The sequence below is a fragment of the Robertmurraya kyonggiensis genome, from assembly GCF_005116465.1.
GTDB lineage: Bacteria > Bacillota > Bacilli > Bacillales > Cytobacillaceae > Robertmurraya > Robertmurraya kyonggiensis.
This window is the reverse complement of the sequence record NZ_SWBM01000001.1, coordinates 849687-866968: the sequence shown is the minus strand read 5'-3', so window position 1 is coordinate 866968 and position 17282 is coordinate 849687. Positions and strand designations below refer to the sequence as shown.

The 17282-nt window shown below is 38.1% G+C and carries 25 protein-coding genes and 1 tRNA gene; 8 read left to right on the top strand and 18 right to left on the bottom strand.

What is annotated here, in order from left to right; all coding sequences use genetic code 11:
* Positions 1-51: 51 nt before the first annotated feature.
* A complete protein-coding gene (locus FA727_RS04320; protein WP_136829482.1) occupies positions 52-852 on the bottom strand; it encodes an MBL fold metallo-hydrolase in 801 nt (266 codons plus the stop codon).
* A 126-nt stretch (positions 853-978) separates the two neighbouring features.
* Between FA727_RS04320 and FA727_RS04315 the strand changes: the two genes are divergently transcribed.
* Complete coding sequence (locus tag FA727_RS04315; protein ID WP_136829481.1) at positions 979-1302, top strand: DUF3889 domain-containing protein; 324 nt, start codon at positions 979-981, stop codon at positions 1300-1302.
* On the opposite strand, the gene FA727_RS04310 is transcribed toward FA727_RS04315, so the two are convergent.
* From FA727_RS04310 to FA727_RS04270, 9 genes are all read right to left on the bottom strand, one after another.
* A complete protein-coding gene (locus tag FA727_RS04310) occupies positions 1303-1755 on the bottom strand; it encodes a GNAT family N-acetyltransferase (RefSeq protein ID WP_136829480.1) in 453 nt (150 codons plus the stop codon). It lies immediately after the preceding gene.
* Positions 1737-2261 (bottom strand): DNA topology modulation protein, encoded by a 525-nt coding sequence (locus FA727_RS04305; protein ID WP_136829479.1) that lies wholly within the window; start codon positions 2259-2261, stop codon positions 1737-1739. The genes FA727_RS04310 and FA727_RS04305 overlap by 19 nt, the downstream gene beginning before the upstream one ends.
* Positions 2258-2962 (bottom strand): YwaF family protein, encoded by a 705-nt coding sequence (locus FA727_RS04300; RefSeq protein WP_136829478.1) that lies wholly within the window; start codon positions 2960-2962, stop codon positions 2258-2260. The genes FA727_RS04305 and FA727_RS04300 overlap by 4 nt, the downstream gene beginning before the upstream one ends.
* Before the next feature lie 131 nt (positions 2963-3093).
* Entirely contained in the window at positions 3094-6234 is a 3141-nt protein-coding gene (locus FA727_RS04295; RefSeq protein WP_136829477.1) for an AAA family ATPase, read from the bottom strand.
* Positions 6231-7376, bottom strand: a complete 1146-nt coding sequence (locus FA727_RS04290; protein WP_136829476.1) for an exonuclease SbcCD subunit D — start codon at positions 7374-7376, stop codon at positions 6231-6233. Before FA727_RS04290 ends, FA727_RS04295 begins: the two co-directional genes overlap by 4 nt.
* 135 nt (positions 7377-7511) lie before the next feature.
* Positions 7512-7712, bottom strand: a complete 201-nt coding sequence (locus FA727_RS04285) for a cold-shock protein (protein WP_019152604.1) — start codon at positions 7710-7712, stop codon at positions 7512-7514.
* Positions 7713-8043: 331 nt separating this feature from the next.
* Entirely contained in the window at positions 8044-8181 is a 138-nt protein-coding gene (locus tag FA727_RS04280) for a YvrJ family protein (RefSeq protein WP_136829475.1), read from the bottom strand.
* A gap of 68 nt (positions 8182-8249) precedes the next feature.
* The gene (locus FA727_RS04275; RefSeq protein WP_136829474.1) at positions 8250-8462 is read right to left on the bottom strand and encodes a DUF2922 domain-containing protein; all 213 of its coding nucleotides are present in this window, start codon (positions 8460-8462) and stop codon (positions 8250-8252) included.
* A gap of 37 nt (positions 8463-8499) precedes the next feature.
* On the bottom strand, positions 8500-8718 hold the full coding sequence (locus tag FA727_RS04270; protein ID WP_136829473.1) for a DUF1659 domain-containing protein: 219 nt from the start codon (positions 8716-8718) through the stop codon (positions 8500-8502).
* 143 nt (positions 8719-8861) lie between these two features.
* Here FA727_RS04270 and FA727_RS04265 point away from each other — a divergent pair, with 143 nt between their 5' ends.
* On the top strand, positions 8862-9152 hold the full coding sequence (locus FA727_RS04265) for a phage holin family protein (protein ID WP_136829472.1): 291 nt from the start codon (positions 8862-8864) through the stop codon (positions 9150-9152).
* A 145-nt stretch (positions 9153-9297) separates the two neighbouring features.
* A complete protein-coding gene (locus FA727_RS04260; RefSeq protein WP_136829471.1) occupies positions 9298-9966 on the top strand; it encodes an SOS response-associated peptidase in 669 nt (222 codons plus the stop codon).
* A 13-nt stretch (positions 9967-9979) separates the two neighbouring features.
* Here the strand turns inward: FA727_RS04260 and FA727_RS24330 are convergent, their stop codons facing one another.
* Complete coding sequence (locus tag FA727_RS24330) at positions 9980-10132, bottom strand: hypothetical protein (RefSeq protein ID WP_170209234.1); 153 nt, start codon at positions 10130-10132, stop codon at positions 9980-9982.
* 99 nt (positions 10133-10231) lie between these two features.
* Between FA727_RS24330 and FA727_RS23960 the strand changes: the two genes are divergently transcribed.
* From FA727_RS23960 to FA727_RS04255, 3 genes are all read left to right on the top strand, one after another.
* A complete protein-coding gene (locus FA727_RS23960) occupies positions 10232-10393 on the top strand; it encodes a hypothetical protein (RefSeq protein ID WP_158318783.1) in 162 nt (53 codons plus the stop codon).
* Positions 10394-10434: 41 nt separating this feature from the next.
* Positions 10435-10526: transfer RNA gene (locus tag FA727_RS23955), tRNA-OTHER, on the top strand.
* A 132-nt stretch (positions 10527-10658) separates the two neighbouring features.
* Positions 10659-11864 carry a hypothetical protein gene (locus FA727_RS04255; RefSeq protein WP_136829470.1) on the top strand — a complete coding sequence of 402 codons (1206 nt, stop codon included), beginning with the start codon at positions 10659-10661 and terminating at the stop codon, positions 11862-11864.
* Positions 11865-11908: 44 nt separating this feature from the next.
* On the opposite strand, the gene FA727_RS04250 is transcribed toward FA727_RS04255, so the two are convergent.
* From FA727_RS04250 to FA727_RS04240, 3 genes are all read right to left on the bottom strand, one after another.
* On the bottom strand, positions 11909-12277 hold the full coding sequence (locus FA727_RS04250) for a YkvA family protein (RefSeq protein WP_246041681.1): 369 nt from the start codon (positions 12275-12277) through the stop codon (positions 11909-11911).
* 70 nt (positions 12278-12347) lie between these two features.
* Entirely contained in the window at positions 12348-13106 is a 759-nt protein-coding gene (locus FA727_RS04245) for a GNAT family N-acetyltransferase (RefSeq protein WP_136829469.1), read from the bottom strand.
* Between the two features lie 149 nt (positions 13107-13255).
* Positions 13256-13432 carry a hypothetical protein gene (locus FA727_RS04240; protein WP_246041680.1) on the bottom strand — a complete coding sequence of 59 codons (177 nt, stop codon included), beginning with the start codon at positions 13430-13432 and terminating at the stop codon, positions 13256-13258.
* A 174-nt stretch (positions 13433-13606) separates the two neighbouring features.
* Here FA727_RS04240 and FA727_RS04235 point away from each other — a divergent pair, with 174 nt between their 5' ends.
* Both FA727_RS04235 and FA727_RS04230 read left to right on the top strand, forming a co-directional pair.
* Positions 13607-14029: an SRPBCC family protein gene (locus FA727_RS04235; protein WP_438646621.1), complete on the top strand. Its 423-nt coding sequence runs from the start codon at positions 13607-13609 to the stop codon at positions 14027-14029.
* The gene (locus tag FA727_RS04230) at positions 14030-14350 is read left to right on the top strand and encodes an ArsR/SmtB family transcription factor (protein WP_136829466.1); all 321 of its coding nucleotides are present in this window, start codon (positions 14030-14032) and stop codon (positions 14348-14350) included.
* Positions 14351-14385: 35 nt separating this feature from the next.
* Here the strand turns inward: FA727_RS04230 and FA727_RS04225 are convergent, their stop codons facing one another.
* The 4 genes from FA727_RS04225 to fbpA form a co-directional block, all read right to left on the bottom strand.
* The gene (locus FA727_RS04225) at positions 14386-14925 is read right to left on the bottom strand and encodes an NADPH-dependent FMN reductase (protein WP_136829465.1); all 540 of its coding nucleotides are present in this window, start codon (positions 14923-14925) and stop codon (positions 14386-14388) included.
* Between the two features lie 18 nt (positions 14926-14943).
* A complete protein-coding gene (locus FA727_RS04220) occupies positions 14944-15891 on the bottom strand; it encodes an aldo/keto reductase family protein (RefSeq protein ID WP_136829464.1) in 948 nt (315 codons plus the stop codon).
* A 14-nt stretch (positions 15892-15905) separates the two neighbouring features.
* Positions 15906-16841 carry an aldo/keto reductase gene (locus FA727_RS04215; RefSeq protein WP_136829463.1) on the bottom strand — a complete coding sequence of 312 codons (936 nt, stop codon included), beginning with the start codon at positions 16839-16841 and terminating at the stop codon, positions 15906-15908.
* A gap of 148 nt (positions 16842-16989) precedes the next feature.
* Positions 16990-17193, bottom strand: coding sequence for a Fur-regulated basic protein FbpA (gene fbpA, locus FA727_RS04210; protein WP_136829462.1), 204 nt, complete (start codon positions 17191-17193; stop codon positions 16990-16992).
* Between the last annotated feature and the right edge of the window lie 89 nt (positions 17194-17282).

The following is a 17282-nucleotide window of genomic DNA, read 5'->3' as shown; positions in this document are numbered from 1 at the left end:
TTGAATAACAGTATCTTTCAAGGAAGAAGAATAATGTCACGATTTGTTCATTTATTTCGTTTTCTGGTAATGCTCAACTACTGACGTTATAAAATGAAGCGTATCCCATTCATGATTGGAAAATTGAATAATCGGATGCCTACTCGGCAACAGTTTTTCTTTTATCTCCTCACTCATCAATCCTTGCTTGTAAAGGTGAATGATCTCTCCACTTTTATTTTCCATGTACTCCAACTTCTTTTTCAACATTTCCTTGCCGTTTGGAACATAGCCTGCATGACAGCAATATAGTTCTGAAAAATCATAAGTCAGTACTTTTCTAATTGATTCCATCGTGTCAGGAGCACTTTCAAAACTTAACATGAGCTTTGGTCTTGGTGTCACATATAGGTCTCCTGAAAAAAGCACGCCCGTACTTTGATTCAAAAAGGCTAAGTGATCAAAAGCATGTCCTGGAACATGAATGGCTTCCCAATTATAGCTTCTCGATTGAAATGTATTCGTGATCGGCTCTGCTTTGAAAGCCTTTCGTTCTCCCCAGACAAGCTTGCGATAGAATGGATATTTCGCATCTTCGCTACATAAGTCTACCGCCAATGGATGGATGAAAATTGGCACATCCTTATGATCTAGTATCCATTTCGCTCCACCAGTATGATCCTCATGATGATGTGTGACGATCACTTTTTCAAAATCATTCGATTCAAAAAAAGGGATTAGTTCAGGTAATAATGATTCGGGACCCGTGTCGATAAGTTGACCGTCTACCAGAAAGGTATATACGTCCATTGAACCTTGTTTTGTTGTCCCCTTGACACAAGTTACGTCATTAACTTCTGTAATTTCTATCATTCTATATCCCCTTTTTTCAATTCATTTCTTTAAAATTTTCGATAAGCGTTGATGAAACCCTTCTTTTTTATGAATAGGGACAAAGAAAAAGGAAGAATCTAAGTAAAAAGAAGAAGGAGTTTGGTTATGAAAAAGATATTGATTTCTCTTATGCTATTATCTGTACCTTTTGCTATTAATACCTATATCGTAGATGTAGCAAATGCTGCAGAGGAAGAATATGCAAAATGGGGAAAAGTTGCGATGCAAAAAACACAGGAGAAGTATCCAGCGGCAAAAATCAAAGATTATAAGCATATCGGTCGCGTTCACGGGACGAATACAACCGTTGAAAAATTTAAGCTATGGCTAAAAGAGAATAATAAAGAATTTGGAATCCTTATTAATATTGAGTTTGACAAAAAAACGGAGCGTATCGTTGAAATAACCTTTAGAGAAGTTCCAAATTAATCACAAATCTACAGATAGTCGAATCATATCGACACATTGAATCCCGTTTTCTATGATGACCTCTGGATAGTTGCGAAGAAAGAAATCGCTGTCGATTCCAGTAATTCTAAACCCACACTTTTGATATAGAGCAAGCTGACCTATGCTTGAATTGCCTGTCCCAATTTCAATTCTTGTGTAACCAGCTTGCTTTATTCGTTTTATCGCATCAAGAATAAGCTGTTTCCCGAGGCCTCTCCTTTGGAACTCCTCTCTTACAGCTATATTCATAAGTTCAGCGCTACCTTTTTCTGAAGAAACAAATACATAAACTCCTACTACCATTTCTTCTATTTCAGCTATGAACGTTTCCCCAACATTTAAATATTTGCGAACTAATTCCTCTGATGGGTCCGCAAGTAACAATAAATCCATTGGAACTTTATCTTGGTGTGTTAACTTTCTAATCTCCACTGCAATACTCCTTCTTCTAAAAAAGCCTTAATCTCTTTACGATTTTTTAAGACAATTACCTTTTTATCATAGCTACGAAAACGCTCAGCCATTTTACTCCTACGTGGATAATAAGTTGTTAAAATAAACTTTATAAATGCCCAATCAATTTTTTCCGGACACCCTTCCGTCATATCACTTCTTGTTTTTCCATGATACATAATTCGCCTCTTTAGAACACGGTAAAGACAGACATAAAGGGGGAGTTCTAAATAAATAAGCATGTCCGCCTTATCAACACGCACTTGAAACGTATCTGTATAATTTCCTTCAATAATCCATTCATCAGCATCCACGATTTGTTCTTGAGCCTGTACAAACTCATCTCTCGATGCTTCAATCCAATTTGGTTTCCAATAAAACGTATCCAAGTGGTGGACTTGAATTTGAAGCTTCTCCCCTAATCTCTTCGCGAAAGTTGATTTCCCCACACCTGCAGATACACCAATCACCATAATTCGTTTCATTTTCGTCCTCCTCGCCATGGAAGGTATATAAGCCAAAATAATAACAATGCCAAACATTCCAACACTAGGATGTAGTAAGGATAAGGTCCTAAGTAATCAAGTAGAGATGGGTTTGATGGTTTCCGCGCTAAAAACATATAATTTCCACCTGTTATGACATTCGCCAAAAAGGCAACGCCTGCTGCTAGATTGAGAAATGCAAATGCCGACCATAACCCTTTTCCTGTAATCCGAAATCCTTTTACAATAGCATAAAACAACGCCACCCAAATAATAAGCATATGGGTAATGAAAAATTGAAGGAATCGAAAGTGAGGAAATCCTACAAAAAGATCTGGGGTAAGTAAAGCTTGGATAGCACCTGCTATTCCTAGGAAGTAGACAATTTGAAAAAGAAGTTTCGAATCTGTTGCTAGCAGGCCTAGACAAAGTAGAAGACTTATCGAACATAGCTGCAGTGGCAATGTAAAAGAAATTTCCCATGCCTTTCCACTATACAGCCAAATATGATAAAACAATTCCAATATAAATAAACCGCTGAACATGATTACCTTCATTGGCTTCTCCAATGATTTCAGAGGTTTTCGAAATACATATAATAATACACTTCCAGCAACAAATAAGATGAGCATGACCAGATGCGTAACTGAAAATAATTGAAATGGATAAAGTTCATATTGATGACCGAAAAATTGGGACAAACTTCCACCCCTTCCGCACAAAAAGGTATTTTCATTATAATGGAAATCCCTTCTAATTTAAACAATATTTTAATTCTTCGAAAATGACATAAAAAGAGTACACCCTTACGATAAGAATGTACTCCTTTTCATCAACCGTTCAATAGGTGAAATTCAGTTGTGCTTCCGACTTGCGTTGCTGTAACGATGAGTCTCGCATCAATTCGTTCTCTTAGTTCTGGAACGTGTGAAATGATTCCGACAAGACGGCCACTACTTTGAATATCAATTAGTGCTTCAATGGCTTGATCCAATGATTCTGGATCGAGTGTTCCAAATCCCTCATCAATGAACATCGTTTCGAGCGATACGCCACCTGCATAATTTTGCACGACATCGGCAAGTCCTAACGCAAGAGATAAAGCAGCCTTAAAGCTTTCTCCACCAGACAATGTTTTAACATGTCTCTCTTGGCCCGTATATTGGTCAAAAACGAGCAGCTCAAGACCACTTTGTGCATTCCCTTTTGCCCGATCCTTTTTCCGGTGCATACTGTATCTTCCACTCGTCATCTTCAATAAGCGATCGTTCGCTTCGAGCAGGATATCGTCTAAAAATGCCGCTAGCACATAGCGTTCAAATGTAATCTTCGACGCATTTTGTCCTCGCGCAATATCATACAACTCCCCGACTAGCTTATAACGCTCTTCAAGATTTTTCATCTCATCGTTAATTCGCAAAATCGAATCGCGGATTTCATCATTGTCTCTTTTCTTAATTAAGAGATTTGTATACGTATTGTTCAGCGTCGTGATTTGTTCCTGAACTTTTTGTAAAGCGAGCTTTAGCCCTTCCATATCTGGAACTTGTACATCCTTTAGAGCTGCACTTAATTCTTGATAACGGTCTGATACTGAGCGGAGCTCCTCGCCATAAGCACGAATTTCATTTTCTAACTGCTGAATCTCACCTGCTGATTTTTTCGCTGCATCAAATTGCTTATAATCACTAAAACCTTGTTCCTTCATTTGCGTAACAAAAGCTTCTCTTTCCACATTAAGCTCTTTCTCTTTATCTTCAGCATGCTTTCGTACGGTTAGAAGTCCTGACTCTTCAGAAGCAAAGCGTTCCTTTGTCACTTGGAATTCTCGATTTGCTAGTTCGAATTGCTGCTGAAGCAAATCTTGCTTTCTAACTGCAGCCATTAATTTATCTTCAAACTGGCGGTAATCACGTAATTCTTCTGGAATACGGACTTTTAAGCCTTCAAGCTTGGTTTTATTTTCAGTGAAGGTAATCGATGCTTCGTTCACAGTTTCAGTTAACTTCACAACCATATTTATGATACTTTCTTTTTGTTTCTCAACGTCCTCAAGCTCTTGTGTGATTTTTTCCAGTTTCTGCTTGTTTTCACTCAATCGCACTTGTTCTTGCTTTGTAGTCATTCGTTTATCTAGCAACTGATTCTTGAGAGGTTCGACCATTTCCTTAGAAAAATCATTGCGGACCTTAACGATATCCGAAAGTAATTCCTCGATAGCATCCTGCAAAGCGTTTGTCCGTGACTGGCTATCTAGGAAGGCTGTCTCTGCTGTCGTCTTTTCTCGTTCTAAGGAAACAACCTGCGCCTTTGCTGCCTTTAAATCATCCTCATTTGGAAGTTCAGCTCCACTTCCTGTTGCAGGGTTCGGATGAGCAATAGACCCACAAACCGGACAAGATTCTCCATCATGAAGCTGACTCGCTAAATTTGCCGCTTGTCCATGGAGCCATCTATTTTCTAATTCGGTCACTAATAGCTTGGCATCCTCTAAGCGCGCTTGGGCCTGTCCAAAAATCCCTTTTTTCGTCTCAAGTAAGGATGAATTCTCTTTGTAACGCTCTAGCTGTTGCTCGTACTTCATCAACAACGTCAATTCAGTTTCAAGCTTTTCTAACTTCCGTTCATTTTCTATCAACAGAAGCTCTGTTTTTTCTAATGAACTCTTCTCCTCCTGCAAAATCTTTAGCTTTGCATCAAGTAGTTTCACACGTTCTTCTTCAGAACTCTGCTGTTGTTTCAATTGTTTTAGCTCATTTTCAAGCTTCAAAACTTCCTGCTCAAGAAGCGCGAATGATTTCACTTCCTCCTTTATTTGATTAAGAGAGTGAATGGTTTCCTGCGCTGCTTTTCTTTCCCCTTCTCTATCCTTTTCCTTTAACCACGCCTCTTCTCGTTGCTGCAATAGAACTTTTAACTCAGCGATTCGTGCTTCTCTATTTTCTGCGTCCTTCAATAAGGCTTTCTTTTCATTGTTCAATCGATGGCATAACTCATCCTGCTTCGCGAGTATTGCTGCTTTATTCGCTAACTCAATGACTCTTTCTTTCATTGCAACCTGATCTTTTTGTCCTTCAAGCTCGATTTTCCGGGCAGCAAGCTCATCCCTCGATTGCATCTGCTTTAAAATCGTTTCTGCATCGTAAAGCTTTTGCGATAGTAATTCTTTATCTTTCGTTTTATCATTTACTTCTTTACTGACAACTTCAAGCTGTTCCTTCATTTGATCAATTTCATCTTCTAAAAGTGGAAAAATAAGAACGTCATTTTCGCTACCATTCGCTAAATATTCTTGAAGCTCCTCGTTGTATAGGGCAGTTATTTTACGTATAAGGAGATTTCTGTCCTCCATTTGCTTCTCCACTGATTTCTTTAGAGCAGTTGCTTCTTCCTTTAATTTATCTTCAACCCGCTTATAAATCTCTGTGTGGAACAAACGCTGTAGAATGGCTTCTTTTTCTTTACTATCAGAAGTTAATAGCTTGCGAAATTCACCTTGCGGAATCATAAGGATTTGGCGAAATTGGTTGCTATCAATCAGCATGATTTCTTTAATCTTCTCTTCCACATCTCTTACATTCGCAGCAAGTAGTTGCTGCTCACCATGCTCATCATATTGATATAGCTCAGCAGTTGCCCCAACTATACGGTATCCATCCCCGCGCTCTTTTTTCCGTTCCTGTTGAGGAGAACGTTTTATGAAGTAGCTTTTTCCACGAAGGCTAAATTGGAGAGAGACCTCTGTGTTAAGATCGTCACTGGCAAACTGGCTTCTTAATTCCGGTCCATTTCGATCCTCACCACTTGCTTTTCCGTATATGGCATAGCTTATACCGTCAAAAATCGTTGTCTTCCCTGCACCTGTCTTACCCGAAATGACAAACATTGTTCGATTTCCGAGGGAAGAGAAATCAATTACCTCTGTTCCAGCATAAGGTCCAAATGCTTGCATCTTTAGTTTAATCGGTCTCATTTCTGCCCCTCCTCAACTAAAACCTTCTCAATGACGTCAGCCACAACTGCTTTTTTCTCCTCCGTGAACTCAGCTGTTGTCATCTCTTGATAAAACTGCTCAAACAAATCGATTTCCGATTTCTTTTCCTCTCTCTGAACGGAATAGTTCTGCTTTTTCTCCATATCTGTTAAGAAAATTTTTCGCTCCAGATGGAGAACATTCGGATATACCTGGCGCAACTTATTAATCGGGTCGATGAGAGCCCCTTCATCATGCAATGTAATTTTTAAGTAATCGTCGACCTTCTCTTTTTCATAAAAGCTTGGATCTAATAGCTCTTCTAAATGTCCTCCAAGCTCACGCATATCTTGCTTTGGGGTCAGTGAATGATAGCGAACCTGGAACGTCCCATCATCATTCATTTCAACGATCGAAACAGATTTACGTTGCTTTGCTTCGGAGAAAGAGTATTTTAATAGAGAACCTGAATAAAAGATTTTGTCATGCTTGATCGCATCAGGACTATGAAGATGCCCAAGAGCTGTATAGGAAAATGGTGCAAAAAGGTCGTGGCTTACACAACCAGAACCACCTACTGAAAGAGTTCTTTCTGAATCTGAAGTATTTCCTCCTAATACAAAGGCATGTCCCACAAACACATTTGGTTCATTTGGATTAAGATTCTCCTCAATTTTCCCGATGACTGCTTTCATCGCTTCCTGATGAGAATGAATCGAGTCATCCTTTAAAAGCTGCCGCACCATTCCAGGCTCTGCGTAAGGTACTAAATAGAAATTGACACCATTTAATCGAACTGGCTGAAAATCATTTTGTATCTTTCCAGTTAAATAGAAATGACTGTTGCGATACCAGGAGCTCCCAAAGGAAAGTCTTTCGGCACTATCGTGATTACCTGCTATTGCGACAATCGGCGTTTTTAGTTCAACGTTAATTTTATATAGAATTTCATCTAAAAGTTCAACAGCATCTGTCGGCGGGACAGAACGGTCATATAAATCACCGGCAATGACAACAGCATCCGGTTTTTCTTCTTCTACTAATTTCACAAACTGATTTAGGACCTCTCGTTGGTCCTCTGTCATATAAATCCCATGAACGAGCTTTCCTAAATGCCAATCGGCAGTATGAATAAATTTCATTGCCTTCACCTCAATATTTCATTTCATTCTATTATTATAGCAGTTTGGGATTTCAAAATGGGTTACAAAAATAGGAAACTGATAGATCAAAAAACAGCCCAAACCTTTGGTTTGAGCTGTTCCGTCAATTCGCTATTATAGTTTTACTACGTTAGCCGCTTGTGGCCCACGAGCTCCTTCAACAACTTCGAAGGAAACTTCTTGACCTTCTTCTAATGTTTTGAATCCTTCTGATTGGATTGCTGAGTAATGTACGAATACATCATTTCCATCTTCTGATTCAATAAATCCGAATCCTTTTTCTGCGTTAAACCATTTTACTTTACCGTTTTTCATTAAAACAAATCCTCCTATTTGGCACTAGTGCCTTTGCAAAATTCACCATTGACAACGCATTGCATGTTCTTACATTACCCGAGTCATTTCATAACTGTTTTATAAAAATGACCCTTTCCAAACATTTCGAACAAGTGTCTTGCAGAATTCTAACACGGTTGAACGGCTGATATTAATATAACATTATCAGTCTATTCTGTCAATCAGAAAACTTCCGACAAACGCCTATATATCAATGTTTAAAGCTGTCGAAACATGACATAATCGCTCGAAAAAAGTTATTCTAAGGTGGGTTTTATTCAAATACTTATTCAAGGTAAGCGGAGTTTGTTTACCCTTTTAGTCTTTCAGGTAGACCTTGGATGGATTGTACGACTACGTCTAGTTTTGCTTCGATTCGGTGCAGCAAGTAGAGCGTGACAACAATTGGGAAGCCGACCTCACTGATAAAAGGAATTAGTTGTTCCACTTTTATTCCCTCCCTTCTTAATTATAGAAAAAGGGGCCAGATTCAATTACTTCCGGCCCCTTCCCTCATTAAATCTCGTATTCTGTTACATTTCGATCAATTAATCTCGCACCCTTTACAGCTACAAGCTTTCCTTTTGCACTGTAGAAAGCTTCGGATGCAACGACTTCATCCATAGCAGCTTTAACTGCTACCGGATCAATGGGTTCTTTCGGTGCCTCTAGAGTTATAGTAGTTTGACCAATTTCGGTTACAAACTGCATTTCTAATTGCTTTGCCATACTTTTTCACCTCCTATGCCATTAAATTTTCATTTTGTTAACCAACAATTTCAAAGTTGTCTGCACGCTCTACTCCTACAAGAGGATATTCACATAATCCTCCTAGAGCTCTTGCAGCTTGTGAAAGCTGATCTGCTGTTGAATCCTTGCGAATGTTACTGTACGTCTTAGTCTTGTAAACGGGTTCTCCTTTTTCGTTTAAACCAGTTTCAAATAATAGACGTAGTTTTGAATCCATAATCATCGCTTCTGCCATCTTACTCACCTCCCTTCACCTTTTATATATAAAGATTCAGGGAAAATGGACATGCCGATAAAAACTTTTTTAGTTCGTAGCATACAAGCAGGAGCGCACCTATTAACATAAGATAAACTATCAATCGCAAAGGAGGGATTTAGATGGAGTTGATCAATTTCTTAAATGAAAATTATTATGTGCTAGTCCCTGTACTCTGGGTGATTGGCTATGCATTAAAGCAAACGCCAAAAATCCCCGATTGGACCATTATTTGGTTTCTACTTGGCATTTCACTCGTCATCGGGACAATCGCTTTCGGTTTTTCGATAGATGGCATTTTCAACGGAATTATTGCTGCTGGTGTAGCGGTACTAGGTCATCAAATGTTCAAACAAACTATAGGGGCGCGGAGCAATACAAAGAATGAAGAAAAAACAAAGAAATCAAAGTAGTGACTTTGGTTTAATTTAGGATAAATGTGGGTATTGCTAGTTTTAAGCGATATTATGGATCATCTCCCTCTCCCTGCCGAATTCCCCATTGGCAGGGATTTTTTATGTAGATTCATTTATAATAGTGGAAAAAGGATGTGATTATATGTGCGGAAGATTTACATTAACTGATGAAATTGTGCAATTACAAGCCTATTTTGACTTTGATTATTATGAAGAGACAACACCTAGATACAACATCGCACCTGGGCAAAACATCCTTGCCGTTGTTTCTGATGGTAGGAAGCGAATTGGCCAAGATATGAAATGGGGACTGGTCCCCTATTGGGCAGATGATGAAAAAATCGGCTACAAAATGATTAATGCTAGAGGCGAAACGATTGAATCGAAGCCAAGCTTTAAGCATGGCTTTAAACGAAGAAGATGTCTGATTCTAGCTGATGGTTTTTATGAATGGAAAAAGACCGAGGATGGGAAGAAGCCTTTCCGTTTTGTGATGAAGGACCGGAAACCTTTTGCTTTTGCGGGAATATGGGAAACATGGTCCAAGGGTGAGAAGCCACTTACCACTTGCACAATCATTACGACAGGTCCCAATGAAGTAACGAAAGATGTGCATGATCGTATGCCGGTCATTTTGCCACCTCATACATATGAAACTTGGTTAGATCCTAGGCAACAAAACATCGAAGCACTTAAGGAATTGATTACTCCCTATCCAGCTGATGAAATGGAAAAATACCCTGTTTCAACATTAGTCAACTCTGCTAAAAATGAAACATCCGATCTAATTGCACCGATGAATAGCCTATGAAAAAAAGAAGGGATCACTCCCCTTCTTTTTTTGCTATATAAGTCTTCGGTTCGTCCCCATCTACCATACTTCCTAAAACTTCACGATTTGTGTTGCTCCCCTCTTTCCCTGTGCTAGGGACTATATTCGATTTCGGTAGCTGATCAAACTCTTTTCCGCGTGGCATACTTACACCTCCCGTAGAAAAATTTCCGATAATAATTGTTAGGTTTCTCAGATTTTGTCCATCCTATGAATAGTTATTTTTCTTAAAAGGAGAGTTCTTATGGATATGTTTGAAAATGAATTTTCAACTTTAGAAAAAGCATTAGAACATGCAGGCAAAAATGAGGAAAAAGCGGTAATTACACACGACCATAAGATGTATTATGTCGTCGATTGTAAGTCGGTAAAGGATTATGTTCGTTTAGGCTATGAGCATATTTAGATTGCATAAAATCATTCTATGCAACGAATACTAGACATGAGGGACTTGTAGCTCAACGGCAGAGCAACCAGCAGTAGTGTCATTATAGGCACTTGCTCTGAGTATTTAGCAGGTTCAATTCCTGCCAAGTCCCTCCCTCTTTTTTTCCTCCAACTATATTTCCTCCCTTTAACTTTTCTAATAGTAAATGGTATATTTATAGATAATAGTTCTACTTCGCGAAATTCATCATGAGAATAAAAGAATGATAGATAAGGGGAATTTTATGAAGATAAGAAAATGGATATGGGGAATCGGAATCGTTATAGCTTTAGGGCTTATGGTTGGTTTAGATGGCTATAAAGCGCATAAAGAAGAGCACCCCCCAATTCCGCACGTCACAGTTGGTAGTACTGAAGTGAATGTAACGCTTGGCGAATTCAAATGGAATGGTGAATTGATGAATGATCAAGAACAAACCGAGATAGTAGCAGATGCCAAAGCTACAACGGTCAACCCACTGGAAGATTTTAAAATAGAATTTAACGGGGAACAGCCTACATACGTTCGAGTAATGATGTTAGATCCTCTTTCGAAAGAAGAATTCCCCTTTTTTGAAGGGGCTACAACAAACGATCAAATCATTTATTTACCTAATGAGCCTGGATTTCAAGCTTATAAAATTAAGGCCAACTTTCAAGAGGGAAGAAAAGGAACATATTATGTTGCCTTGGAAAAAGAAAAGGTCGTTTCTTACCAAGAACTATTAAGCGAGGATTCTTTCAGTTACTCTATTCTTTATGTTTCTGAAAATGAATATGCCGATCCTTTTTCAAACTTACCTCTCGGATATGGGGGCGTCCCTATTTCAGGAATGAGAACGTCAGACATTAATTCTGCACAGCAACAATATCCAGACTTGAATATAACTAAATCGCCAAGTTTCTATATATTTGATGATAAAGAGGTTATTTTTCAGTCAAACAATTCTGAAGAGATAATCGAGTACTTCGTCTCAAAATTTGAGCCTTTTGAAATCGAGAACTATGGTCCAGTTATGAAAATTGATCGATTGAATAAGATTATAAATGTTGGTGGGTATGAGTTTTATACAGAAGATATTGAAAATCTTAAGCTAGGTCAAGAAGTCCATATGAAAGTCAAATTTAATCATATGACTGATCCAACACAAACAGAAGTTCAAACATTAACAGTCGAATTAGAGCCACCTGAGGAACTACTAGATGAGCAATGGAGATCGACAAGTCCTGATAAATATTCGGTTCTTGGAATTGGGGATGGGGCTTTCTTAGATCCTTTATCAAATCCCAAATTTACGGACCAATTTCCTGACGTTGAGGTTAAATTTCACACTGGTGATTTATACCCTCTTGGCTATACCTTTGTTGTTTTCACCCAAAAAGAGGCGATCTATGCAACTTATAATTATGATGATTTGGTCAAATATCTCGAGGAACATCCACTAAAATAAGAATAGAAAAGGAGACAGCCTTATTAAACTGTCTCCTTACATTTTTAAAACTTTTTATCAACTTCTGATGTATCAACGTTTGCTCCAAACCAGTCTGTAAGCTTCGCTTTTGCTTTTTGCTTAACCTCATCATCGATATGCATCGCTACTTGAATAAGAGCAACTCCAAGAGCGCCAAGATCATCTGTAAATCCAATACCCACAGCTAAATCAGGAATTAAATCAACTGGAAGAATAAAATAGCCGAGTGCAGCTAGAATTGTTACTCTTGCCTTCTTCGGTAGGTCCGGTTTTTGTAATGTATAGAACAGTAAGAGAGCTGTGTACACCACAGAGTGCCCTGCTTTGACTGCGAACTTCTTCAATTTTGTCCAGAATTTATCCTCAGAATAATGCTTTTCCATGCTATCCATCTATAGACTCCCCTTTCACTATATCTTTATTATATCGCACAGGAGCTAAATTTACTGATGTGCAAAATTCTTAATCGGAAAATACTTTCAATGCTTCATACTTTTTTCCTCGATATTGGTAGTTCTGTTTCTTGTACATTTCTCTCGGTGTATCTTCTCCATCTGCTACTAAGATGACTGTTTTATCGGGAAATTCATTCATAACAAATTGCTGAAGCTGGGTTCCGATCCCCTTTTTCTGATAGGAATCTAGAACAACCAACCCATCGATCTCTGCCGTATTCTTCCCAATTATTATGTCAACAGTTCCAGCTGGCATGTTGTCATAATAAGCAATAAGCTGAAGGAATCGCTCATCAGCCAAATTCCGCTTGTGCATGTCTCTTTTCCCTAGTGCGAATGCTTCACCAAACTTAGAATCCACTTCAAAGTTCAACTGTGCAAAATCCTGCCAATTTTCTTCTGTTACCTTTTGCACATTTATCCTTGAATTAACAGGAGCTACTGGAAATTTGCTCGGCTCAATCCCATACAATTCCAGAAATCCAATATCAAATCCTGAGCTCTTCATCGTATGTAATAATTCTTCGGGAGTCTCTTCATTTTCTGGAAAAAGGAACTTCACATGATTCTGTCCATTTTTCACATGGAATTCTCTTAAATACTCAAATGCTCGAAGCCATTCGTCTATCCGAGGCATTCTCTTAAACTGCAGAAAATTCCCAGAATAGTAAACTAGCAATTCTTCAGTATGATAGTGTCTGATTAACTCATCCTCAAATACTATTCGTCCACGATAGAATATATTCTTAAATGTAATTGTATCCATAATCTAGTTCTCCTTATCTTCGATGTTTTCCAATTATACCATTTATTTAGAATTGTTTATATAAATAACCACTTTTCTGGAAAAAACGGGAATGTTTTTAGCAGGTAAAAGTAAAACATGTCCCCCATTGTTCATGAAGGACACGTTTTCTACAATTCATCTTTCTTTATATCCGATTTTTGTTCAAGCTTAGCTGAAATTTCATTTAATATTTCATTTCGCTCTCTCTGTGCTTTGATTAGACTTAAAGCAAACCAAATCGAAAATCCAATTGCCGCTAGATAAAAAAGCATCATTAACATTGGGAAAAATGAAAATGCCATCATGATTGGTTACTCCTTTCTTTCAAAGAATAAATGTATATGTATGGTATCTCTACCTAATAATACTATTTGTATCTTCAAATTGAACAGTAAAACTTTACGTTGACATGAAACCAATTGGTGTTATATGATGCAAATATAAAACCAAATGGTTTCATTTTAAAAAAGAAAGAAGGAATACAATTGGCAACGGTACAAGATATTAATCAAACAATCCTCATTGAGGCTCCTATCGAAAAAGTATGGGCAAAGGTTTCAACAGCAGACGGAATTGGTACATGGTTCATGCCAAGTGATTTTAGATTAGAGGAAGGTCATGAATTTCATATTCAGTCCCCTTTTGGACCATCTCCTTGTAAGGTTCTAGAGGTAGACGAGCCCCATCTTATTAAATTCGCTTGGGACACAGATGGCTGGGTTGTGTCATTTATTTTAAAAGAAGTAGGTGAACATACTGAATTTACGGTGATACATGGCGGTTGGAAAACGCCAGATGCAGTCGTTCCAAAAGCTGGTGAAGACGCTTCGGTTATTCGCGATCGCATGAATGGTGGTTGGGTTGGAATTGTCAATAAGCTTAAAACGGTTGTGGAAAGCTAAGTGAACGCTGCGAAACATGATGTCTTTCAAGCGATTGCTGACCCAACACGGCGCGATGTTCTGAAATTACTCGCCCATAAGGAATTACCGATTTCTGAAATCAGTTCCCATTTTCCAATTAGTCGTACTGCGGTAGCCAAGCATCTTCATATACTTTCAGAAGCAAAATTGGTGAGTGGTCGAAAGGTTGGAAGAGAAAAAATATATCAACTCCATCCTGAACCACTCAAGGAATTAAAAGATTGGCTAGCATATTACGAGCAGTTCTGGAGCAATAAGCTTTCCATTCTGAAGCATGTGGTGGAGAATGAGGATAATTAAAAACATCGCTTGGGCGTCCAAGCAATGTTTTTTCATTATTTCTTCGCCCAATCAATAAAACGTTCGAAAACGCCATCGATAAAGTTTAATGTTGACTCGTCAATGAGTAATCCATCCTTAAACTTACTTGGTCCAAAATTAACAAGAACTTCATTGCCGGCTGCAGGTAATACATTTGCAGAAAGTCCAGGACTTGCTAGGATTTGCCGTAGATGCAATTGAGCCCTCAATGTTCCAACCTGTCCAGCAGAAACCCCAACAATCATAACTGGTTTCCCTACTAATACTTTATCTACTCGTGAGATCCAATCTAATGCATTTTTCAACACACCTGGAATCGTCCAGTTATATTCAGGAGTTGCAATCAGAACTCCATCGCTATTCGCAATTTCTTCTTTAAACTTCGTTACTACTTCACCTGGATTGTTTTCATCATCTTGATTGTAAAAAGGAAGCTCTGCAATATTTGCTATCGAAATCTTCACTTTTTCTCCATATCGTACTTGTAGAGTATTCACCAAGCTTAAATTCAACGAATCTTTTCTTGTACTACCTACTAGTGCAACGATTTTCATTTGTTCGTACCACCTTTACTAGACTGATAAAATCTCTTCTATTTGTAGAAGTGTATCTTTACTGAGCTTAACACCTGATGCTTTGACATTCTCTTCAAGTTGCTCTGGACGACTTGCTCCGACTAATGCACTCGCTACATTTGCTTGCCTTAAGATCCATGCAATTGCAAGCTGTGATAAAGTTAAACTTTCTTTCTCAGCTACAATCTTCAGATTTTCTACTTTATCCAAATTTTGATCATTCAATACACCAAATAGATTGCTATAGTTTTCTTGAGAAGCGCGACTACCTGCTGGAGCAGCTTCCCCTTTCTTATATTTCCCTGTTAAAACTCCTTGAGCTAAGGGAGAAAATACAACCTGACCAATACCGTGTTTTTCAGATACAGGAATAATTTCCTTTTCTATGTTTCTATGAAGCATACTGTAGTTTGGTTGGTTGACAACAATGTGATCAAGGAGCTTTTTATCTGCCAAATGAACCGCTTCTGTCATTTGCTCAGCCGTCCATTCACTGACACCTACATATAGTACTTTCCCTTGCCGAACCAAATCATCCAATGCACGTAAAGTTTCTTCTAACGGAGTTTCAATGTGATATCGGTGACAATAATAGATATCAATATAATCTGTACCTAGTCTTTTTAAACTAGCATGACATTGCTCAATAATATGCTTTCGAGACAGTCCAGCATCATTAGGACCATCACCCATTTTTCCAAAGACCTTGGTTGCCAATACATAAGAACTTCTCTCATACTGGCTAAGAGCTTTTCCAACCACCTTCTCAGCTTCTCCACGCATATACACATTCGCAGTATCGAAAAAATTAATTCCAAGCTCATATGCTTTATCAATAGAAGCTGTAGCCTTCTGCTCTTCAACATAGCCACCATAGGTTAGCCAGCTACCAAGACTGATTTCACTTACCTTTAAGCCTGTATTACCTAAACGACGATATTCCATCCACATCCAGCTCCTTAATTAGTTGAAAATATCTTATCAATTCTAGCAATCTCAGATTCTGTTAATTTGACTTCACCAGCTTTAATGTTGTTGATGATTTGCTCTGGTGTTTTCGCTCCTGGAATCACTGCATCAATCGCGTCTCTTGTTAAATACCAAGCAAGAACGATATGCCCGACCTCTGAATTCTTTTCTCGAGCAATTTCATGTAAATGATCAATTTTTTCTAAATGGCTAAAATAGACTTCTTCTTTAAATAAAGGATGTTTCTTTTGACTTGCTGTTAGCTGTGTTTCTCTTGTATATTTTCCAGTCAGAAGCCCTTTCGCTAATGGAAAGTATGGAACATAAGAAATTTGTTTTTCTGCAACATATGGGAAAATTTCTTGTTCGGCTGCCCGATTGAACAAATTGTAATGAGATTGAAGCACTTCTACATATCCATCTTGATTCGCTTCTTTTAATTGCTCTAATGAAAAATTAGAAACGCCAATCGCTCTGATTTTCCCCTGTTCCTTTAATCTCTGCAAAGCTCCAATTGCTTCATATTTCGGAGTAGCCTCATCAGGAAAATGAACGTAAAACAAATCAATATAATCAGTTTGCAATCTCTTTAAAGCTTCTTCAACGCTTTGTGTAAGAAAATCAGGATCGTTATTATGAACGACCTTGCCATCTACAAACGTATAAGATGCTTTTGAGGCAATGACAAAATCCTCCCGATTCCCATGTTCCTTCATCACTTCCCCAATTAACTCCTCTGAACGGCCAAGTCCATAGAAGTAAGCTGTATCAATAAAGTTCATCCCATGATCGACAGCAGTATGTATAATCTTTTTGGAAACTTCCTCATCAATATTTTCATAGATATTGTGTCCTCCGATGGCATTTGCACCTAATCCAATCGGATTGACATGTAAGTGCGTTTTTCCAATTCGCGTATTCGGCATAGTGTAAACAGCCTCCCTTCGTCATTTTCAATTTTAAATATAAACCTTTATTTTCAGTTTTGCTAATTAAATGATTTGATTTTTTTGATTGTTTTCTAAATTCCAATTAAAAGAAAGAAAGGAGCCCAGTTTACTGAATCAGGGCTCTCTAATATTTATGGCTCCAATGAATTGATTCGAATTCACTATGGGGATGTAGTTCTGACTTTAGTTTTTTATATTCATTCTCTAATTCGGATAAAGATAATTCATACAGTTCCTTATCCTCTTTCCGTATGACAAAATGTGGATACAGCTTACAAATTAATTCCTTTCGTCGTTTTTCAACGGCATGACGAAGAAGTTTTCCCATTTGCACCTCTCCTTTCCATTTTCAAAAACTAAACAAAAATGGCTCCTAAATGTTTACGTAATCACAACGTAATCATTAAAGGAGCCATT